The sequence below is a fragment of the Mycobacterium sp. UM_Kg27 genome (assembly GCF_000972905.1).
GTDB lineage: Bacteria > Actinomycetota > Actinomycetes > Mycobacteriales > Mycobacteriaceae > Mycobacterium.
This window is the reverse complement of the sequence record NZ_JRMM01000017.1, coordinates 28,012-43,419: the sequence shown is the minus strand read 5'-3', so window position 1 is coordinate 43,419 and position 15,408 is coordinate 28,012. Positions and strand designations below refer to the sequence as shown.

14 protein-coding genes and 1 pseudogene are annotated in these 15,408 nt (G+C 69.1%); 9 read left to right on the top strand and 6 right to left on the bottom strand.

The features are described 5' to 3' along the window. Positions 1–262, bottom strand: a pseudogene (locus LI94_RS05030) (hypothetical protein); the annotation flags it as partial. Between the two features lie 788 nt (positions 263–1,050). Here LI94_RS05030 and mihF point away from each other — a divergent pair. The 7 genes from mihF to metK all read left to right on the top strand — a co-directional run bounded on the left by mihF (position 1,051) and on the right by metK (position 7,115). After that, the gene (gene mihF / locus LI94_RS05025) at positions 1,051–1,368 is read left to right on the top strand and encodes an integration host factor, actinobacterial type (protein ID WP_003932123.1); all 318 of its coding nucleotides are present in this window, start codon (positions 1,051–1,053) and stop codon (positions 1,366–1,368) included. 7 nt (positions 1,369–1,375) lie between these two features. Further along, the gene (gene gmk / locus LI94_RS05020) at positions 1,376–1,978 is read left to right on the top strand and encodes a guanylate kinase (RefSeq protein ID WP_024443561.1); all 603 of its coding nucleotides are present in this window, start codon (positions 1,376–1,378) and stop codon (positions 1,976–1,978) included. A 66-nt stretch (positions 1,979–2,044) separates the two neighbouring features. Next, positions 2,045–2,365 (top strand): DNA-directed RNA polymerase subunit omega, encoded by a 321-nt coding sequence (rpoZ, locus tag LI94_RS05015; protein WP_024443560.1) that lies wholly within the window; start codon positions 2,045–2,047, stop codon positions 2,363–2,365. A 28-nt stretch (positions 2,366–2,393) separates the two neighbouring features. Continuing rightward, positions 2,394–3,641 (top strand): bifunctional phosphopantothenoylcysteine decarboxylase/phosphopantothenate--cysteine ligase CoaBC, encoded by a 1,248-nt coding sequence (coaBC, locus tag LI94_RS05010; RefSeq protein ID WP_046300487.1) that lies wholly within the window; start codon positions 2,394–2,396, stop codon positions 3,639–3,641. A 92-nt stretch (positions 3,642–3,733) separates the two neighbouring features. Beyond that, complete coding sequence (hpnE, locus tag LI94_RS05005; protein ID WP_046300486.1) at positions 3,734–5,092, top strand: hydroxysqualene dehydroxylase HpnE; 1,359 nt, start codon at positions 3,734–3,736, stop codon at positions 5,090–5,092. Continuing rightward, the gene (locus LI94_RS05000; protein WP_046300485.1) at positions 5,089–5,703 is read left to right on the top strand and encodes a TetR/AcrR family transcriptional regulator; all 615 of its coding nucleotides are present in this window, start codon (positions 5,089–5,091) and stop codon (positions 5,701–5,703) included. The genes hpnE and LI94_RS05000 overlap by 4 nt, the downstream gene beginning before the upstream one ends. Before the next feature lie 200 nt (positions 5,704–5,903). Beyond that, positions 5,904–7,115 (top strand): methionine adenosyltransferase, encoded by a 1,212-nt coding sequence (gene metK / locus LI94_RS04995; RefSeq protein ID WP_024443556.1) that lies wholly within the window; start codon positions 5,904–5,906, stop codon positions 7,113–7,115. 77 nt (positions 7,116–7,192) lie between these two features. Here the strand turns inward: metK and LI94_RS04990 are convergent, their stop codons facing one another. The 3 genes from LI94_RS04990 to LI94_RS04980 all read right to left on the bottom strand — a co-directional run bounded on the left by LI94_RS04990 (position 7,193) and on the right by LI94_RS04980 (position 10,064). Next, the gene (locus LI94_RS04990; protein ID WP_046300484.1) at positions 7,193–8,677 is read right to left on the bottom strand and encodes an NAD(P)/FAD-dependent oxidoreductase; all 1,485 of its coding nucleotides are present in this window, start codon (positions 8,675–8,677) and stop codon (positions 7,193–7,195) included. Positions 8,678–8,746: 69 nt separating this feature from the next. After that, a complete protein-coding gene (locus tag LI94_RS04985) occupies positions 8,747–9,133 on the bottom strand; it encodes a VOC family protein (protein WP_046300483.1) in 387 nt (128 codons plus the stop codon). A 4-nt stretch (positions 9,134–9,137) separates the two neighbouring features. Continuing rightward, complete coding sequence (locus LI94_RS04980) at positions 9,138–10,064, bottom strand: alpha/beta hydrolase (RefSeq protein WP_046300482.1); 927 nt, start codon at positions 10,062–10,064, stop codon at positions 9,138–9,140. Here LI94_RS04980 and LI94_RS04975 point away from each other — a divergent pair. Beyond that, positions 10,063–10,785: a lysoplasmalogenase gene (locus LI94_RS04975; RefSeq protein WP_192830908.1), complete on the top strand. Its 723-nt coding sequence runs from the start codon at positions 10,063–10,065 to the stop codon at positions 10,783–10,785. The genes LI94_RS04980 and LI94_RS04975 overlap by 2 nt on opposite strands. A gap of 23 nt (positions 10,786–10,808) precedes the next feature. On the opposite strand, the gene LI94_RS04970 is transcribed toward LI94_RS04975, so the two are convergent. Then, entirely contained in the window at positions 10,809–12,167 is a 1,359-nt protein-coding gene (locus tag LI94_RS04970) for an alpha/beta hydrolase (protein ID WP_046300480.1), read from the bottom strand. A 167-nt stretch (positions 12,168–12,334) separates the two neighbouring features. On the opposite strand from LI94_RS04970, the gene LI94_RS04965 reads away from it, so the two are divergent. Then, positions 12,335–14,278, top strand: a complete 1,944-nt coding sequence (locus tag LI94_RS04965) for a primosomal protein N' (protein ID WP_046300492.1) — start codon at positions 12,335–12,337, stop codon at positions 14,276–14,278. Between the two features lie 19 nt (positions 14,279–14,297). On the opposite strand, the gene LI94_RS04960 is transcribed toward LI94_RS04965, so the two are convergent. After that, on the bottom strand, positions 14,298–15,185 hold the full coding sequence (locus tag LI94_RS04960) for a DUF732 domain-containing protein (RefSeq protein ID WP_046300479.1): 888 nt from the start codon (positions 15,183–15,185) through the stop codon (positions 14,298–14,300). Between the last annotated feature and the right edge of the window lie 223 nt (positions 15,186–15,408).

Sequence of the window (15,408 nt, the reverse complement as noted above, 5' to 3'; positions counted from 1 at the left end):
TGTTGACGTTGGCGCTGTTGTTCTGTCCGCCGCCGGCGCCGATTCCGTTAGGGCCGAAGTTGAAGCCGCCGTTTCTGCCGACATTCATACCGCCCCCGAAGGGCCCCATGTTGACATTCACCCCGCCGTTGTTGCCGGCCCCACCGGTGATTCCGTCATTGGGTTCGGCGCCGGCCGCGCCGATCCCGAAAGCGCCGAGTGCCACCACCGCGGACGCCGCAAGAGCCCACCGGCCAGCACGGCCGACTGTCGTCATCGCCATCAATTCCCACTTTCTCTACCGAAACGGTATTCAGCGGAAATGTTCATAGTCATACCCCCCATAAACACCCCCGGGTGGACCGTCCACCTGGCCGGAACATTAGGCGGCTAATCCGCGGCTTCGGCTGGGCAAATGTAAAAACTCCCTGAATAGTTGCTGTCAGTCCAGCGGGTATCTGGTTTCGTGTTTTTTGCCGTGAGATCGAGCGCCTCCGCGCGGAAATAACGGGCGTTGGGGGCTTACCGGGGTTGCCGCCGGCGCATCCGCAGGCCGGGACGACGACCCTGGCTGCCAGGGGTTGGCCGGGGCCGCAAAGGGTGCCGAACACCGTGGTCGCCCACCTCGTCGAGGTGCCGGCGTCCGTTGCGATGGACCCCGGCAGCCGATGGCCCCCGGGTGGCCGGAACCGCCCTCGACACGCCCGACACGCCGCGCGGCGGGAAGTCAATGGCGTGAAGGTCCGGTCACATCCCGAAGACCACCCCCCGCGGCCACGGCGCGGCGTCCCATCTGACCGAGAATATGTAGCAAAAGGCTAGTTCAGAGCGGTTTTTCGGGCCGGGGCACCGAAGATGACGGTTCCCCCGGAGCGGGTCGAGCGACGGTGGCCGACTCGGGTGGGACGGTGCCGCGCCCAGACCCCATACGCTGGGCATTTGTAGCCGGAAACGGGGGGGTGGGGTTAGATTTCGTCAGACGGCGTGGGTACGGTCGTCGTCTCTGGCCGAAGTACCTGGCCGGGACAAGGAAAACATCGACGTTGTCGATGATGACGAGACGGAGGAATCGTGGCCCTTCCCCAGTTGACCGACGAGCAGCGCGCCGCCGCGTTGGAGAAGGCGGCGGCCGCGCGTCGGGCCCGAGCGGAGCTCAAGGACCGGCTGAAGCGTGGCGGCACCAATCTCAAGCAGGTGCTCAAGGACGCCGAGACCGACGAGGTCCTTGGCAAGATGAAGGTGTCTGCGCTGCTGGAAGCGTTGCCGAAGGTCGGCAAGGTCAAGGCGCAGGAGATCATGACCGAGCTGGAGATCGCCCCCACCCGCCGGCTGCGCGGCCTGGGCGACCGGCAGCGCAAGGCGCTGCTGGAAAAGTTCGACTTCTCCTGACCCGGCAGTGAATACCGGTGGAGGACCGGACAGCGGGAACGCGGGACGCGTCGTAGTGCTGTCCGGTCCATCCGCGGTCGGTAAGTCGAGTGTGGTCCGGTGCCTGCGGGAGCGGGTACCGGACCTGTATTTCAGTGTGTCGGCCACCACCCGGGCGCCCAGGCCCGGGGAGGTGGACGGCGTCGACTACCGATTTGTTTCGCCGGCCGAGTTCGACCGGCTGGTTGAGAAAAACGAGCTGCTGGAGTGGGCCGACATTCACGGTGGCCTGCAGCGCTCAGGTACTCCGGCGGCCCCCGTCATAGACGCCACCCGCTCCGGCCGACCCGTTCTGATCGAGGTCGACCTGGCCGGGGCCCGGGCCATCAAGAAGGCCCTTCCGGAGGCGGTCACGGTGTTTCTGGCCCCGCCGGACTGGGACACACTGCAGGCCAGACTGGCCGGCCGCGGCACCGAATCCACCGAGGTCATGCAACGCCGGTTGGCCACCGCACGCACCGAGTTGGCGGCGCAGGGCGACTTCGACGCCGTCGTGGTCAACAGTCGATTGGAAACAGCCTGCTCAGAATTGGTATCCTTGCTGGTGGATACCGCACCGGGCGCGGTCTGATTTACCCGGACGACAACCAGCAGGCGTGACCCGCCCCAGCCAAAGAGCTTCAGGAGATTGTCTTAAGTGAGTACCTCGCAGACCGACTCGGCCGTGCTGACCGACGCCGACGAGTTCGACCCGGCGTCGATCGGTGGTTATGACACGCCCCTCGGCATCACCAATCCGCCCATCGACGAGCTGCTGCAGCGGGCGTCGAGCAAGTACGCGCTGGTGATCTACGCGGCCAAGCGGGCACGCCAGATCAACGACTACTACAACCAGCTCGGTGAGGGCATCCTCGAATACGTCGGGCCGCTGGTCGAGCCCGGCCTGCAGGAGAAGCCGCTGTCGATCGCGCTGCGCGAGATCCACGGCGACCTGCTCGAATACACCGAAGGCGAGTAGCCGGAGCCGGGCAGGACGGGTCGTACCGGTGGGCCAGAAACGGGTCGTCGTCGGTGTCTCCGGGGGCATCGCCGCATACAAGGCGTGCACCGTGGTCCGACAGCTGGCCGAGGCCGGTCATTCGGTTCGCGTCGTCCCGACCGAGTCCGCCCTGCGGTTTGTCGGGGCAGCCACCTTCGAGGCGCTCTCGGGCCAGCCGGTCGACACCGGGGTGTTCGACGATGTCCCTCAGGTCCCCCATGTGGCAATCGGCCAGCAGGCCGACTTGGTGGTGGTTGCACCGGCGACCGCTGACCTGTTGGCGCGCGCAGTGGCCGGTCGCGCCGACGACCTGCTGACCGCCACCTTGCTCACCGCGCGCTGTCCGGTGCTGTTCGCTCCGGCCATGCACACCGAGATGTGGCAGCATCCGGCCACCGTCGCCAACGTGGCGACGCTGCGGGAACGCGGCGCAGTGGTCCTCGAACCTGCATCGGGCCGGCTGACCGGCGCCGACACCGGCCCCGGCCGGCTGCCCGAGGCCGAGGAGATCAACACCTTCGCGTCGCTGCTGCTGGAGCGCGCCGACGCGTTGCCGCACGACCTGGCCGGGCAGAAGATCCTGGTGACCGCGGGCGGCACCCGCGAGCCGATCGACCCGGTTCGCTTCATCGGCAACCGCAGTTCGGGCAAGCAGGGCTACGCCGTCGCCCGGGTGGCCGCCCAGCGTGGCGCCGAGGTCACCCTGATCGCCGCACACACCGCGGGGCTGATCGATCCGGCCGGAGTCCACGTGGTGCACGTCAGCTCCGCGCAGCAACTGCATGACGCGGTGTCCAAGCACGCCCCCGAGGCGCACGTCCTGGTGATGGCCGCTGCCGTCGCCGACTTCCGCCCGGTGCGGGTGGCTCAGGCCAAGATCAAGAAGGGCCCCGACAGCGCGGGGGAGCCGACCATCGAGTTGGTCCGCAACGACGACGTGCTGGCCGGCGCGGTGCGTGCCCGTGCCGACGGGCAGCTGCCGAATATGCGGGCCATTGTCGGGTTTGCCGCGGAGACCGGCGATGAGAACGGCGACGTGCTGTTCCACGCTCGGGCGAAGCTACGCCGCAAGGGTTGTGACCTGTTGGTGGTCAACGCCGTCGGGGACGGCCGGGCCTTCGAGGTCGACCACAACGACGGCTGGCTGTTGGCCGCGGACGGAACCGAGTCCGCCCTGGAGTCGGGCTCCAAGACGTTGATGGCCAGCCGCGTCGTGGACGCGATTGCGGCGTTCCTCGGCAGCAACCGCGCCTGACACGGCCCGCCACCGCGTGGCCATCGCAGCATTGACCGCTCGTCGTCACTCGGCTAACTTGCAGAACGTAAGTTAGCCGAGAGGGGCCGGAAATGGACGACCGTCGCTACGTGGTGATCGGAGGCGGTCTGGCCGGTCTGGCAGCCGCGGTCTGGCTGGCCGAGGCCGGCAAGAAGGTGACGCTGCTGGAGCGGCGCGGCCGGCTCGGCGGACGTACCCAGGCGATGCAGGTGCAGGGCATAGCGGACCTCGCCGACAACGGCCAGCACGTGATCGCCAGCGGCTACGACCACCTGTTTCGCTACCTGACCAGCGTCGGAACCCGATCGATGGTCGAGTTTCCGACCGGCGGAACGCTGCGCTGGCCCGGCGGGGCCACCACCACCCTGGTGACCCGCGGACTGGGCGCGGTGCGAACGCTGTTCGGGCCGCACCCCGATGCGAGCCTGCTCGACCGGCTGCGGACCGCTGCGGCCACGGTGCGCCTGACCGGTGAAGCACTGTTTCAACCCGCCGATCTGCCCGATCTGACCACCGACCAGTGGCTGCGCCGCGTCGGGATGCCCGCCAAGGCCCGGGAGGCGGTGTGGGACTGGCTGGCACTGGGCATCGCGGCCGAGCCGGTGGAGCGGGGTTCGGCGAAGGTCTTTGCCGACGTCCTGGCCACCGGAATCCGACTCGGCCTACGCCACCGCGCTGCGGTGACCATCGGTTACCCCACCACCGACCTCGACACGCTGTACATCTCCGGCGCGCTCGCCGTTTTCGACCGGCTCGGCGTGGAGGTGCGCTACCGCACCGTGGCGCGGCGAATCGTGGTGCAAGACAATGCCGTTCGTGCCGTCCAACTGGCGGATGGCACCGAGGTCGCGGCGGACGCGGTGGTGTGTGCGGTGCCCAACCCGAATATCGCCGGCCTGCTCGACGATCTGCCCGAGCACGCCGACATTTACGCCGCAGCAGAAAAGCTGCACTACACACCGATCGTGAGCACCAACCTCTACCTCGACCGTCCGTTGGGCACCGAGGCGGCGATGGAGTCGGTGATCGGCGGCACGGGCGTCATCGACGAGGTGTTCGACCGGCAGCGGATGCAGCGCCGCGATCCCGATGGTGCGTGGCTGTATTGCCTGACCACCAGCGGAGCCTACGAGCAGATTCACCGGTCCAACGAACAGATCGTGGCCGAGCAGATGGACATGCTGCGCCGCTACTATCCGGCCGCGGCCGAGGCGAACGTGGTGGCCGCGCAGGTGGTGAAGATGCCCAAAGCCACCTTTTCGCAGGTGGTGGGCACCGACGGGCTGCGCCCGGATCAACGCACGTCGGTGCCGAGCCTGGTGCTCGCCGGGGACTGGACCCGAACCGATTGGTCGGCGACCATGGAAAGCGCCGCCCAGAGCGCGGCCCGCGCCGTGGAATTACTGCTCGAGCTGCCGCCCTCGCCATGAGCCCGCAATCAGAGCCGAAGCGGCGGATGTCGGCACAAGCGCGGCGGACGCAGTTGCTCGACCACGCCCGCGACATCGTCGCCGCCGAGGGCTACGCCGCGGTGACCATCGAACGGGTGGCCCGCGCCGCGCAGGTCACCCGGACGGTGCTGTATCAGAACTTCGGTGATCTGGCCGGCCTGATGACCGCACTACTGGACCGCGAATCGGCGATTGCCTTCGCTGGAATGCGCAGCGTAGACGGTCCGCCCGACGAGGACCCGGACGCGCTCGGCCGCGGCATTCTGGCGTATCTGCATGCGGCGCCGACCAGCTGGCGCATCATCCTGAGCTCGCCCGCCGGTGCTCCGCCCCAGTTGGGGGCCCGCACCGAGGCGGGCCGTCGCTATGCCCGAACCATCGCCGCGGGGCGGCTGTCCCGGATCGTGGGCCACCCAGTCGACGCCGACGGCGTGACGACCCGGCTGTTGCTGTCGGCGTTGGAGGAACTGGCCCTGCTCCACCTCACCGATCCGCGAACTCACCCGGACGAATTGGTGCTCAGTTATCTGCGGTCACTGGTCGCCTGGGCGGTCCGGGTCGAACAGGCGACGGCGGCGACCGGACGGTAGAGTAGGCGCTCGCAGGGCCGAGTCGTTCAGGATCCTCGTCGTGGGGGATGTTGTCGAGGATTTTCTGGACGGAGGGCAGCACCGCCATTACCCGGCCCGTGGCACGGGGGATGGGCACCGGGCTGCCAGGCTCTCCCGAGGACCACACGGCTATATTAGCCCGAGCTAACTTCTTGAACGATTACCCGGAAGGCGACATTGTGAGCGAAAAGGGACGGCTGTTCACCAGTGAGTCGGTGACCGAGGGCCACCCCGACAAGATCTGTGACGCCATCAGCGACTCGGTGCTCGACGCACTGCTCGCCGATGACCCCCGTTCGCGTGTTGCGGTGGAAACCCTGGTCACCACCGGCCAGGTGCACGTGGTCGGTGAGGTGACCACCAACGCCCGCGAAGCCTTCGCCAACATCACCAACACGGTGCGCGAGCGCATCCTGGAGATCGGCTACGACTCCTCGGCCAAAGGCTTCGACGGTGAGACCTGCGGGGTCAACATCGGGATCGGCGCGCAGTCGCCCGACATCGCCCAGGGCGTCGACACCGCCCACGAGGCCCGCGTCGAGGGTGCGGCCGACCCGCTGGACTCCCAGGGCGCCGGCGACCAGGGCCTGATGTTCGGCTACGCGATCGCCGACACCCCGGAGCTGATGCCGCTGCCCATCGCGCTGGCTCACCGCCTGTCGCGGCGGCTAACCGAGGTTCGCAAAAACGGCACGCTGGACTACCTGCGCCCCGACGGTAAGACCCAGGTCACCATCGAGTACGAGGACGACGTCCCGACCCGGCTGGACACCGTGGTGATCTCCACCCAGCACGCCGAGGGCATCGACCTGGTCAACACCCTGGACCCCGACCTGCGCGAGCACGTCATCTCCACCGTGCTCGCCGAGCTCGCTCACGAGACGCTGGACTCGTCGTCGACCCGCATCCTGATCAACCCGACCGGCAAGTTCGTCGTCGGCGGACCGATGGGTGACGCCGGCCTGACCGGCCGCAAGATCATCGTCGACACCTACGGCGGCTGGGCTCGCCACGGCGGCGGCGCCTTCTCCGGCAAGGACCCGTCGAAGGTGGACCGCTCGGCCGCCTACGCGATGCGCTGGGTGGCCAAGAACATCGTCGCCGCGGGCCTGGCCCAGCGCGTCGAGGTCCAGGTGGCCTACGCCATCGGCAAAGCCGCGCCGGTCGGTCTGTTCATCGAGACCTTCGGCACCGCCACCGTCGACCCGGTCAAGATCGAGAAGATCGTCCCGGAGGTGTTCGACCTACGCCCGGGCGCGATCGTGCGTGACCTGGACCTGCTGCGTCCGATCTACGCACCGACCGCGGCTTACGGTCACTTCGGCCGTACCGACATCGAACTGCCGTGGGAGCAGCTGGACAAGGTCGACGACCTCAAGCGCGCCATCTAGTTGCTTGCGCCAGCAGTCGCGAAAGCCCCCATTTCGGCCTCGAATTGGGGGCTTTCGCGTCTTTCGGCCTACGGCAGTCAGGCGCTGAACAGGTAGTCGTCCATGTCGAAGCGGCGGCTGCGCCAGTAGGCCTCCACGGTGGTGGTGGGCCGCAGCGGGACATCCCCGTGCTTGTCGAAGTAGTAGCTGTTGGCCGATTTGCAGCTGTCCTGCCAGAACACCTGGCGGTGCCGTTTGCTCATCATCTCGTCGAAATAGCGGGTATTGGCCGCCTCCGATATCTCGATCCGGGTCGCCCCACGGCCACGGGCGCTCTTCAGGCACCGCACGATGTGATGCGTCTGTGCTTCCACGAGTGCGAAATACGATGACCCGACGTAGCCGTACGGGCCGAAGACACTGAACAGATTGGGGAATCCTGGGATGCTGACCCCCTCGTAGGCCTGCAGTCGGTGCTCGTCCCAGAAGCTGGCCAGGGTCTGGCCTCCGGCCCCGGTGACGCCGAAGGTGGGAATGTTGTCGCTGTCCATCACCTTGAAACCGGTGGCCAAGATCAGCACGTCGACCTCGTGGGACGTCCCGTCGGCGGTGATGACCCCGGTGGGAGCGATCCGGTCGATGGGGTCGACCACCAGGTGCACGTTGTCGCGGTTGAACGTCGACAGGTAGGTGTTGTGGAAGCCGGGGCGCTTGCAGCCGACGGCGTAGTGCGGGGTGAGCTGCTTACGCAGTTCTGGATCGCGCACCTGGCGCCGCAGATACGCCCGTCCCGCCGACTCCATCTGCTTGGCCAGCGGAAACACCGTGAAGTACTGCGCCGCGATGGGGAAGGTCGCCTCGACGTAGGCCTGACTGACCAGCCGCTGCAGGGACTTGCCGCCGGGAATCCGCATCGCCCAGCGGATCGGAGTGGGCAGCGGCACATCGAATTTCGGGAAGCACCAGATCGGTGTCCGCTGGAATACGGTCAGTGCGGAAACCTTCGGCGCGATCTCCGGGATCACCTGCACCGCAGAGGCGCCGGTGCCGATCACCGCCACGCGCTTGCCGGTCAGGTCCTGCGAATGGTCCCAACGCGCGGTATGGATCGTCACCCCGGCGAAGGTGTCGACACCGGCGATGTCAGGAAGGTTGGGGGTGGTCAGCACCCCGCTGGCGTTGATCAGGAATCGCGCGCTGAGCTCACCGAGTTGATCCGTCTGAACGCGCCACCAGCCGCGTTCGTCGTCGAACTCCGCGGCAACCACCTTGGTGGCGAACCGGATTCGCGAGCGCAGACCGTACTTGTCCACGCAGTGCTCGGCGTAGGCCTTCAGCTCCCCGCCAGGCGCGTAGGTGCGCGACCAGTCCGGGCTCTGCTCGAACGAGAACTGGTAGGAGAACGACGGGATGTCCACGGCGATACCCGGATAGGTGTTCCAGTGCCAGGTGCCGCCGACCCCGTCGCCGGCTTCGATGATCGAGAAGTCCGACATCCCGGCACGGTCCAGATTGATGGCTGCTCCGATGCCGGAGAAGCCGGCGCCGACGATCAGAATCTCGTGGTCGGGTTCCTCGCTCACGATGCGCTCCTCATCGCCGGTGTCGATCGAGGTCGACGGTAGCGCGCACGCCGGGCGACCGGGGCGGTGTTACGGCAAATCCTGCGGCGGCAGACGCCACGGTGGATTGCGGCGGGTTTCGCCGGCGTGAAACAGGCACAATCGGTGGCCGTCGGGATCGAACAGCCGGGCCTCTCGCCACAGCCACGCCATGTCGGTGGGTGGTTGGGTGAACTCAACCGAACCGCGCAACCGCTGGTATTGCTCGTCAAGATCGTCGGCTTCGAAATAGATCGTCACCCGCTCATCGGACGCGATCTCGCTGCTGCGCTCGACCGAGAAGGTGCTGTCCCCGTCCGGGCACTCGAACCGTAGGTAGTCGTCCGTCTTGACGATCAGCCGCAGTCCGAGCAGGCCGTAGAACGTCTCGGCGCGGTCCAGGTCGGTGCTGCCGACGGTTACCTGGTTCAGCCGCATCGCATCACGCCAGGGCAGCCCGCAACGCGGCCAGGCCGAGGTCGGCGGCCTCAGTGGCCACCGGGATCACGCCGGCGTAGCCCAGATAGCCGTGCACCAGCGTCTCGGCGTTGTGGACTTGCACCGGAACCCCGGCAGCGGCCAGTAGCTCCCCGTACCGGATCCCGTCGTCGCGCAGCGGATCGTGCCCGGCGACCGCGATGTAGGCCGGCGGCAGGCCGGCGAGATTCTCGGCGCGTGCCGGAGCCAGATTCGCCGGTGGGCTGGTCAGGTCGAGGTCCCCGGCGTAGGCGCGCGTCAACGCGGCGATCGCGGCGCTGTCGATGATCGGCGCGTTGGCGTTCTCGGTGAATGACGGCAGGCTGCCGTCGTAGGTGGTGGCCGGGTACCACAGCAGCTGGAAGGCGATCGCCGGACCGCCGGCGTCACGGGCCAGCTGGCACACCACCGCGGCCAGGTTCCCGCCCGCCGAATCCCCGGCCACCGCCAGCTTCGACGGGTCTACGCCCAGCTCGGTGGCGTGATCCGCCACCCACTCGGTGGCCGCCATCGCGTCCTCGACAGCGGCCGGGAACAGGTTCTCCGGGGCCAGACGGTAGTCCACAGACACCACCACCGCACCCGCGTCGACTGCGTGCATGCGCGCGGTGCCGTCGTGGGTATCGAGGTCGCCGGCGACGAAGCCGCCGCCGTGAAAGAACACCACCACCGGCGCGCCACCCGATTCGGTGCCCGCCGGCCGGTAGATGCGTATCGGCAGGGCGCCCCCGGGTCCATCGATCACCCGGTCCTCGCTGGGAAGCTCCGGGTGCACCGGCCGATGGGGCAGGTTGCGCATAGCGCGACGCGCTGCTTCGGCGCCGTCGTCCAGTGTCAGTCGGAACGGGACGGCTTCCAGTACCTTCAGCACTATGGGGTCGATTGCTGGCATAAAAACACCGTACGCAACCAAACGAGTATTCACCGGCTGGGCAGCTGCGGGATGGCTGGGAGTGGCTTACGGCATCTTCCTGACGGTGGTGGCGTTGCGCTCAGCGCCGGGAGAGGCGCTGACCGGGCAGTGGGTCGGGCAGCCGGCCTTCAAGGCGGCGATGGCGGTGCTGCTGGTGTTCGCCGCGGCCGCCCACCCGATACTGCGGGAGGCGCGCTGGCTGATCCCGGCCCTGATCTTCTCGGCTACCGGCGACTGGTTGCTGGCCATCCCGTGGTGGGAACCGTCCTTCGTCGCAGGTCTTGCCGCGTTCCTCGTGGCCCACCTGTGCTTTTTGGGCGCGCTGCTGCCGCTGGTGGTGGTGTCGCGGGCCCGGCTGGTCGGGGCGGGCGTGGTGGCGGTGAGCTGCCTGGTGCTGTTGGCGTGGTTCTGGCCCGGCATGGCCCGCGAAGGCATGACCCTGCCGGTGACGGTGTACGTCGGGGTGCTCGGCGCGATGGTGTGCGCCGCGCTGCTGGCGAAGCTGCCCACCCCCTGGACCGCGATCGGCGCGGTGTGCTTCGCGGTGTCGGACGCCATGATCGGAGCCAGCCAGTTCGTGTTGGGCAATGAACTGCTGGCGGTGCCGATCTGGTGGGCCTACGCGGCCGCACAGCTGCTGATCACCGCCGGGTTCTTCTTCGGCCGGCCCACCGGCACCGAAGCGGCGGCCACGGACTGACATCCGCCGCCGGGCTCGGTCGGTCAATGCCGGTGATTCCCGGTCCCGGGACGCAGTCGTTCCGGATCGAAGGCGGGCAGCCGACGGCGGTGCAGGGCGGTCATGTGGTGGTTCGCCAACGCATCGCCGTGTCCCGAAGCGATGTCGCCGATGCTGAACAGGGACTCCCCGCCGGGATCGAAGTAGGAGCTGTGGCCGCTCATCGGCAATGTCACACCGTGGGTTTCGGCTTTGAAGCGAGTGGACCCGTACCCGTCGGCGGCCGGGTCGACGCCCAGCCCGAGCGTGGCCGATGTTGGGTGCAGCGGTAATTGCGGCTCGCCACCGAAGCCGGTGATCGGATCCGACGACGCCGCCCCCACATACACGTGACCACCGGCCGGCAGGTGAAAGTCGTTGGCGCTGTGGGCCAGGTCGGTTCCCGGTGACCCGACGAGCACCACGTCATCAGCGCGCAACCCCGCCGAGGCCGCCGCGTCGGCCACCGCCGTCGAGCCGTAGGAGTGACCCACAACGGTGACGTGTGATCCGCCGACATGCGACGCCATCAGGGAGTTGACGTCGGCGGCCAGCAGCCTGCCCCCGGCCCGTGCGGCAGCCGGTTGGGTCACCGCCGGATCGAACAGGCTGTCCGGTGCGCGATAACCCATCCATACCACGACCGAATTGGTGCGGTCGGGATCGGAGCGGACCACCTCGCGATAGACATTGCGCCCGTCCGGGTGCGACAGGTAGCCGTCGCGGACGCTGCTGTGTGCGCCGGGCACTAGCACGGTGACGTTGTCAGCGGTGTCCGGATCGCCGATCGCGATCGCAGCCCGCCCGCGTCCGCCGAACGCTGCCGGTTCATAGGTGAGCAGCAGCACCGGGGCGGCGCCGTCACCGGCGTTGACCGCGAGCCCGTCGCGGACCCGTAGCGCGTTCTGGTAGCGCGCCAGCTCGGCGGGACTGATCGCCGACGTCGGGTTGGCCACCCGGCGAATGTCGTCGGCCAGCGCCTGCCGGTTGATCCGGTCGCGCAGCCGGGCCGGCACACCGTAGCCGGAACCGCTCGAGCGCAACCGGCCTGTCTGGAACCGATTGTCGGCGATGCCGTCAGCGACCACCCGGCAGATCTCTCGCAGCTTGGCGGCCAGGAAGAGCTGGAAGTGGCGGGCACCGGCCGGGGTGTCCCAGACCGGCGCCCACGGAGAAGCCAGGGTGTCGCGGATCTCGCCGTGGATGGCGTGCAGGTGGCGACCGCCGGCACGGGCGTGCGCGGCGGCATCGTGCACTGTGGCGGCCAGCAGGTGATCGGTCAGCCCCGCAGTCCGCATCCGCGTGGCGAGGTCCGCCTCGCGACGTCGCACCGCGGCCGCGTGGGCCCCGCGCTGTTCGGGCATACCGCAGCAACGTAATTCAGCTCAGTTGGGCACGTGCCCGCCGATACACAGCCCGTCATGGCTGTGATCCGCCGTCTGCCGCGGTCGGCGCCGTCTGCTAGACCTGCGTGGTGAGTGTCGACAGCGAACCCGGCGGCCGCAGCGAGCCCATCGCTCGGGTGCTGCCGATGCTGTCGGTGCCGCACCTAGACCGGGAATTCGACTATCTCGTCACCTCGGAGCAGGACGAGGATGCCCGGCCCGGGGCCCGGGTGCGGGTGCGCTTTCACGGCCGGCTGGTGGACGCCTTCGTCTGGGAGCGTCGTGCCGACACCGACCATGTCGGCAGGCTGGGCCGGCTGGAGCGGGTGGTCTCGGCCGAACCGGTGCTCACCGACGAGGTCCGCCGGCTGGTGGAGGCGGTGGCCGCACGTTATGCCGGCAGCAGGGCCGACGTGCTGCGGTTGGCGGTGCCGCCCCGGCACGCCCGGGTGGAACGCGAAGCGATGCCGCCAACCGAACCCCCCGTCATCGGCCCGGTCGACCCCGCGGGCTGGCGGCGCTACGGAGCGGGCGGATCGTTTCTGGCCGCGCTGGGCGAAGGCCGGGCGGCGCGTGCGGTGTGGCAGGTGCTGCCCGGGGACTCCTGGACCGACCGGTTCGTCGACGCCGCCGCCCAGACGATCCGCGCCGGCCGCACCGCCCTGGCGATCGTGCCCGATCAGCGAGACGTCGACGCACTGTATCGGGCCGCGACGGCCCGCATCGATGAGCCGTCGGTGGTGGCGCTGTCCGCCGGATTGGGCCCGGCCACCCGTTACCGGCGCTGGCTGTCGGTGTTGCGGGGCGGGGCGCGGCTGGTGATCGGTACGCGCAGTGCGGTATTCGCCCCGCTGGCTGATCTGGGCCTGGTGATGGTCTGGGATGACGGTGACGACTCCCTTGCGGAGCCGCGGGCGCCCTATCCCCATGCCCGCGAGGTGGCGATGCTGCGGGCGCATCTGGCGGGCTGCGCCGCCCTGATCGGCGGGCACGCCCGCACCGCCGAAGCGCACGCTCTGGTGGGCACCGGGTGGGCGCACGACGTGGTGGCCCCGCGGGCGGTGTTGCGGGCGGCCGTGCCGCGGGTGGTCGCCCTGGACGACACCGGCTATGCCGAGGAGCGCGACGCCGCGGCGCGCAGCGCTCGCTTGCCCACGGTGGCGCTGCAGAGCGCGCGCAGCGCACTGGCTGCCGGGGCGCCGGTACTGGTGCAGGTGCCCCGGCGCGGTTATGTTCCGTCGCTGGCCTGTGGGCGCTGCCGCACGATCGCGCGCTGTCGGCACTGCACCGGGCCGTTGTCGCTGCCCGAGCGTGGCGGGGCCGCCCAGTGCCGCTGGTGCGGCCGGGTCGACCCGGCGCTGCGGTGCGCGTGCTGCGGGTCGGATGCCGTGCGGGCGGTGGTCATCGGCGCCCGGCGCACCGCCGAAGAACTTGGCCGCGCCTTCCCGGGCACCCCGGTCGTGACCTCCGCCGGTGACACCATCGTCGACCGCATCGAGGACGGTGCGGCCCTGGTGATCGCCACTCCCGGCGCCGAACCCCGCGCCCCGCACGGCTACGGGGCAGCGTTGTTGCTGGACAGTTGGGCGCTGCTGGGCCGCCAGGATCTGCGTGCCGCCGAGGACACCCTGCGGCGCTGGATGGGCGCGGCGGCGCTGGTGCGTGACCATGCGTCCGGCGGGCTGGTGACGGTGGTCGCCGAATCGTCGATCCCGACGGTGCAGGCGCTGATCCGGTGGGATCCGGTCGGCCATGCCGACGCCGAGTTGGCCACCCGGGCCGAGGTGGGGCTGCCGCCCGCGGTGCACATGGCGGCCCTCGACGGTGATCCGGAGTCGGTGACGACGCTGCTGGAGCAGGCGCGGCTGCCCGACGGCGCCGACCTGCTGGGGCCGGTGCCGTTGCCGCCGGGAGTACGGCGTCCGGCCGGGGTGCCCGACGAGCTGAATGTGATCCGGATGCTGGTCAGGGTGGGTCGCGACCACGGCTTGCCGTTGGCTTCAGCGTTGCGTCACGGCATCGGAGTGCTCAGCGCACGCGGCTCGACTCACCCGGTGCGGGTCCAGATCGATCCCTTGCACATCGGTTAGCCAGTCGGCCGGCCCCGCCTCACCACGGCACGAGTTGGATCATGCCGGGCGCCCTGGGTTGCGCCGGCGGCGGCTCGGCAGGCGTGCCGATGTCGGAGCCCCCGCCGCCTGCGCCGCCGTTGTCGCCGCCGCCGTTTTCTGAGCCGCTGCGGTCGGTGGCACTGCCGGACGGTGGACCGCCGGGGGCCGGCAGGTTTTGCGGCGGCGGTGGCGGCTGCTGCGGTGGCGGGGGCAGCATCTGCTCCGGCGGAGGCGGCGGCGGGAGCTGCTCGGGTGGCGCTTGGGGCGGTGGGGGCAGTTTGGGCGGTGGCGGCGGCTTTTGTTGTGGCGGTGGTTTCGTGGCGGTCCCGGGCGACCGGGGGATCTTGGCCTTGGGTGCCTTCGGCGGTGGAATCTTCGGCGGTTTCGGTTGCGACGCGTCGCCGGTGGCTATGGTGTCGACCGGTGAGCCGAGCACCGCGCCACCGGTGCCGGTCCGGAGACGGTGATGCGCTGCCACGAACCGGCCGGCGGGCGCGGTGGACGTGCGAGCGGCCGCCAGTGAAGCGATCTTGCCCTGGTCGCCCGGACAGTAGACCTCGACTGCTGCCGCTATGAATCGGCTCATGGTGGCCGCCAGCCGATCTGACTGCTCGCGCAATGCGGGGTTCATTCCGAAGGCATCGTTGTCCAATCCGTCCAGGACGGTGCGCGCCGGTATACCGTCGTCGAGTTTGCGGCACACGGTGTGGCCGGCGGCGACAACGGTCGAGATGTTTTCCATGGCGGGAATCTGCTTCTCTTGCAGTACCGCCAGAAACTGGTCGTCTTGATTCGGGTCTGCCGCTGCCGCGCCGCACGGCAACATGGCAGCAGCGAGCGCGGTGATCGCGGCGGTGGTGACGCAGTGGTACGCCGGGTTGAACATGGCACGGCTCTCCGTTTCTTTTCCGGACCGTGCCCGTCGTCGGCCGTGAGGTGGGGGAGGCCGCCACCGTTGCCTGCATTGACAATTGACCCAATCAGAAACGGGCGGGGCGGTGGATGTTGTCTCCGCCGGAGTTGTTTGTCGCTTCTACGCGTGGTTCCCCGTCCGTACCGGAGAGCAGCATGGGCAACTCGCGGGAATACGCAGCGGCGATAGCCAAAGG

Excerpts from the sequence above, each read along its gene's own strand:
- hpnE (WP_046300486.1), top strand. The coding sequence starts at position 3,734 with ATGGACGACCGTCGCTACGTGGTGATCGGAGGCGGTCTGGCCGGTCTG.
- LI94_RS05000 (WP_046300485.1), top strand. The coding sequence starts at position 5,089 with ATGAGCCCGCAATCAGAGCCGAAGCGGCGGATGTCGGCACAAGCGCGG.
- LI94_RS04985 (WP_046300483.1), bottom strand. The coding sequence starts at position 9,133 with ATGCGGCTGAACCAGGTAACCGTCGGCAGCACCGACCTGGACCGCGCC.
- LI94_RS04980 (WP_046300482.1), bottom strand. The coding sequence starts at position 10,064 with ATGCCAGCAATCGACCCCATAGTGCTGAAGGTACTGGAAGCCGTCCCG.
- LI94_RS04970 (WP_046300480.1), bottom strand. The coding sequence starts at position 12,167 with ATGCCCGAACAGCGCGGGGCCCACGCGGCCGCGGTGCGACGTCGCGAG.
- LI94_RS04965 (WP_046300492.1), top strand. The coding sequence starts at position 12,335 with ATGCTGTCGGTGCCGCACCTAGACCGGGAATTCGACTATCTCGTCACC.
- LI94_RS04960 (WP_046300479.1), bottom strand. The coding sequence starts at position 15,185 with ATGTTCAACCCGGCGTACCACTGCGTCACCACCGCCGCGATCACCGCG.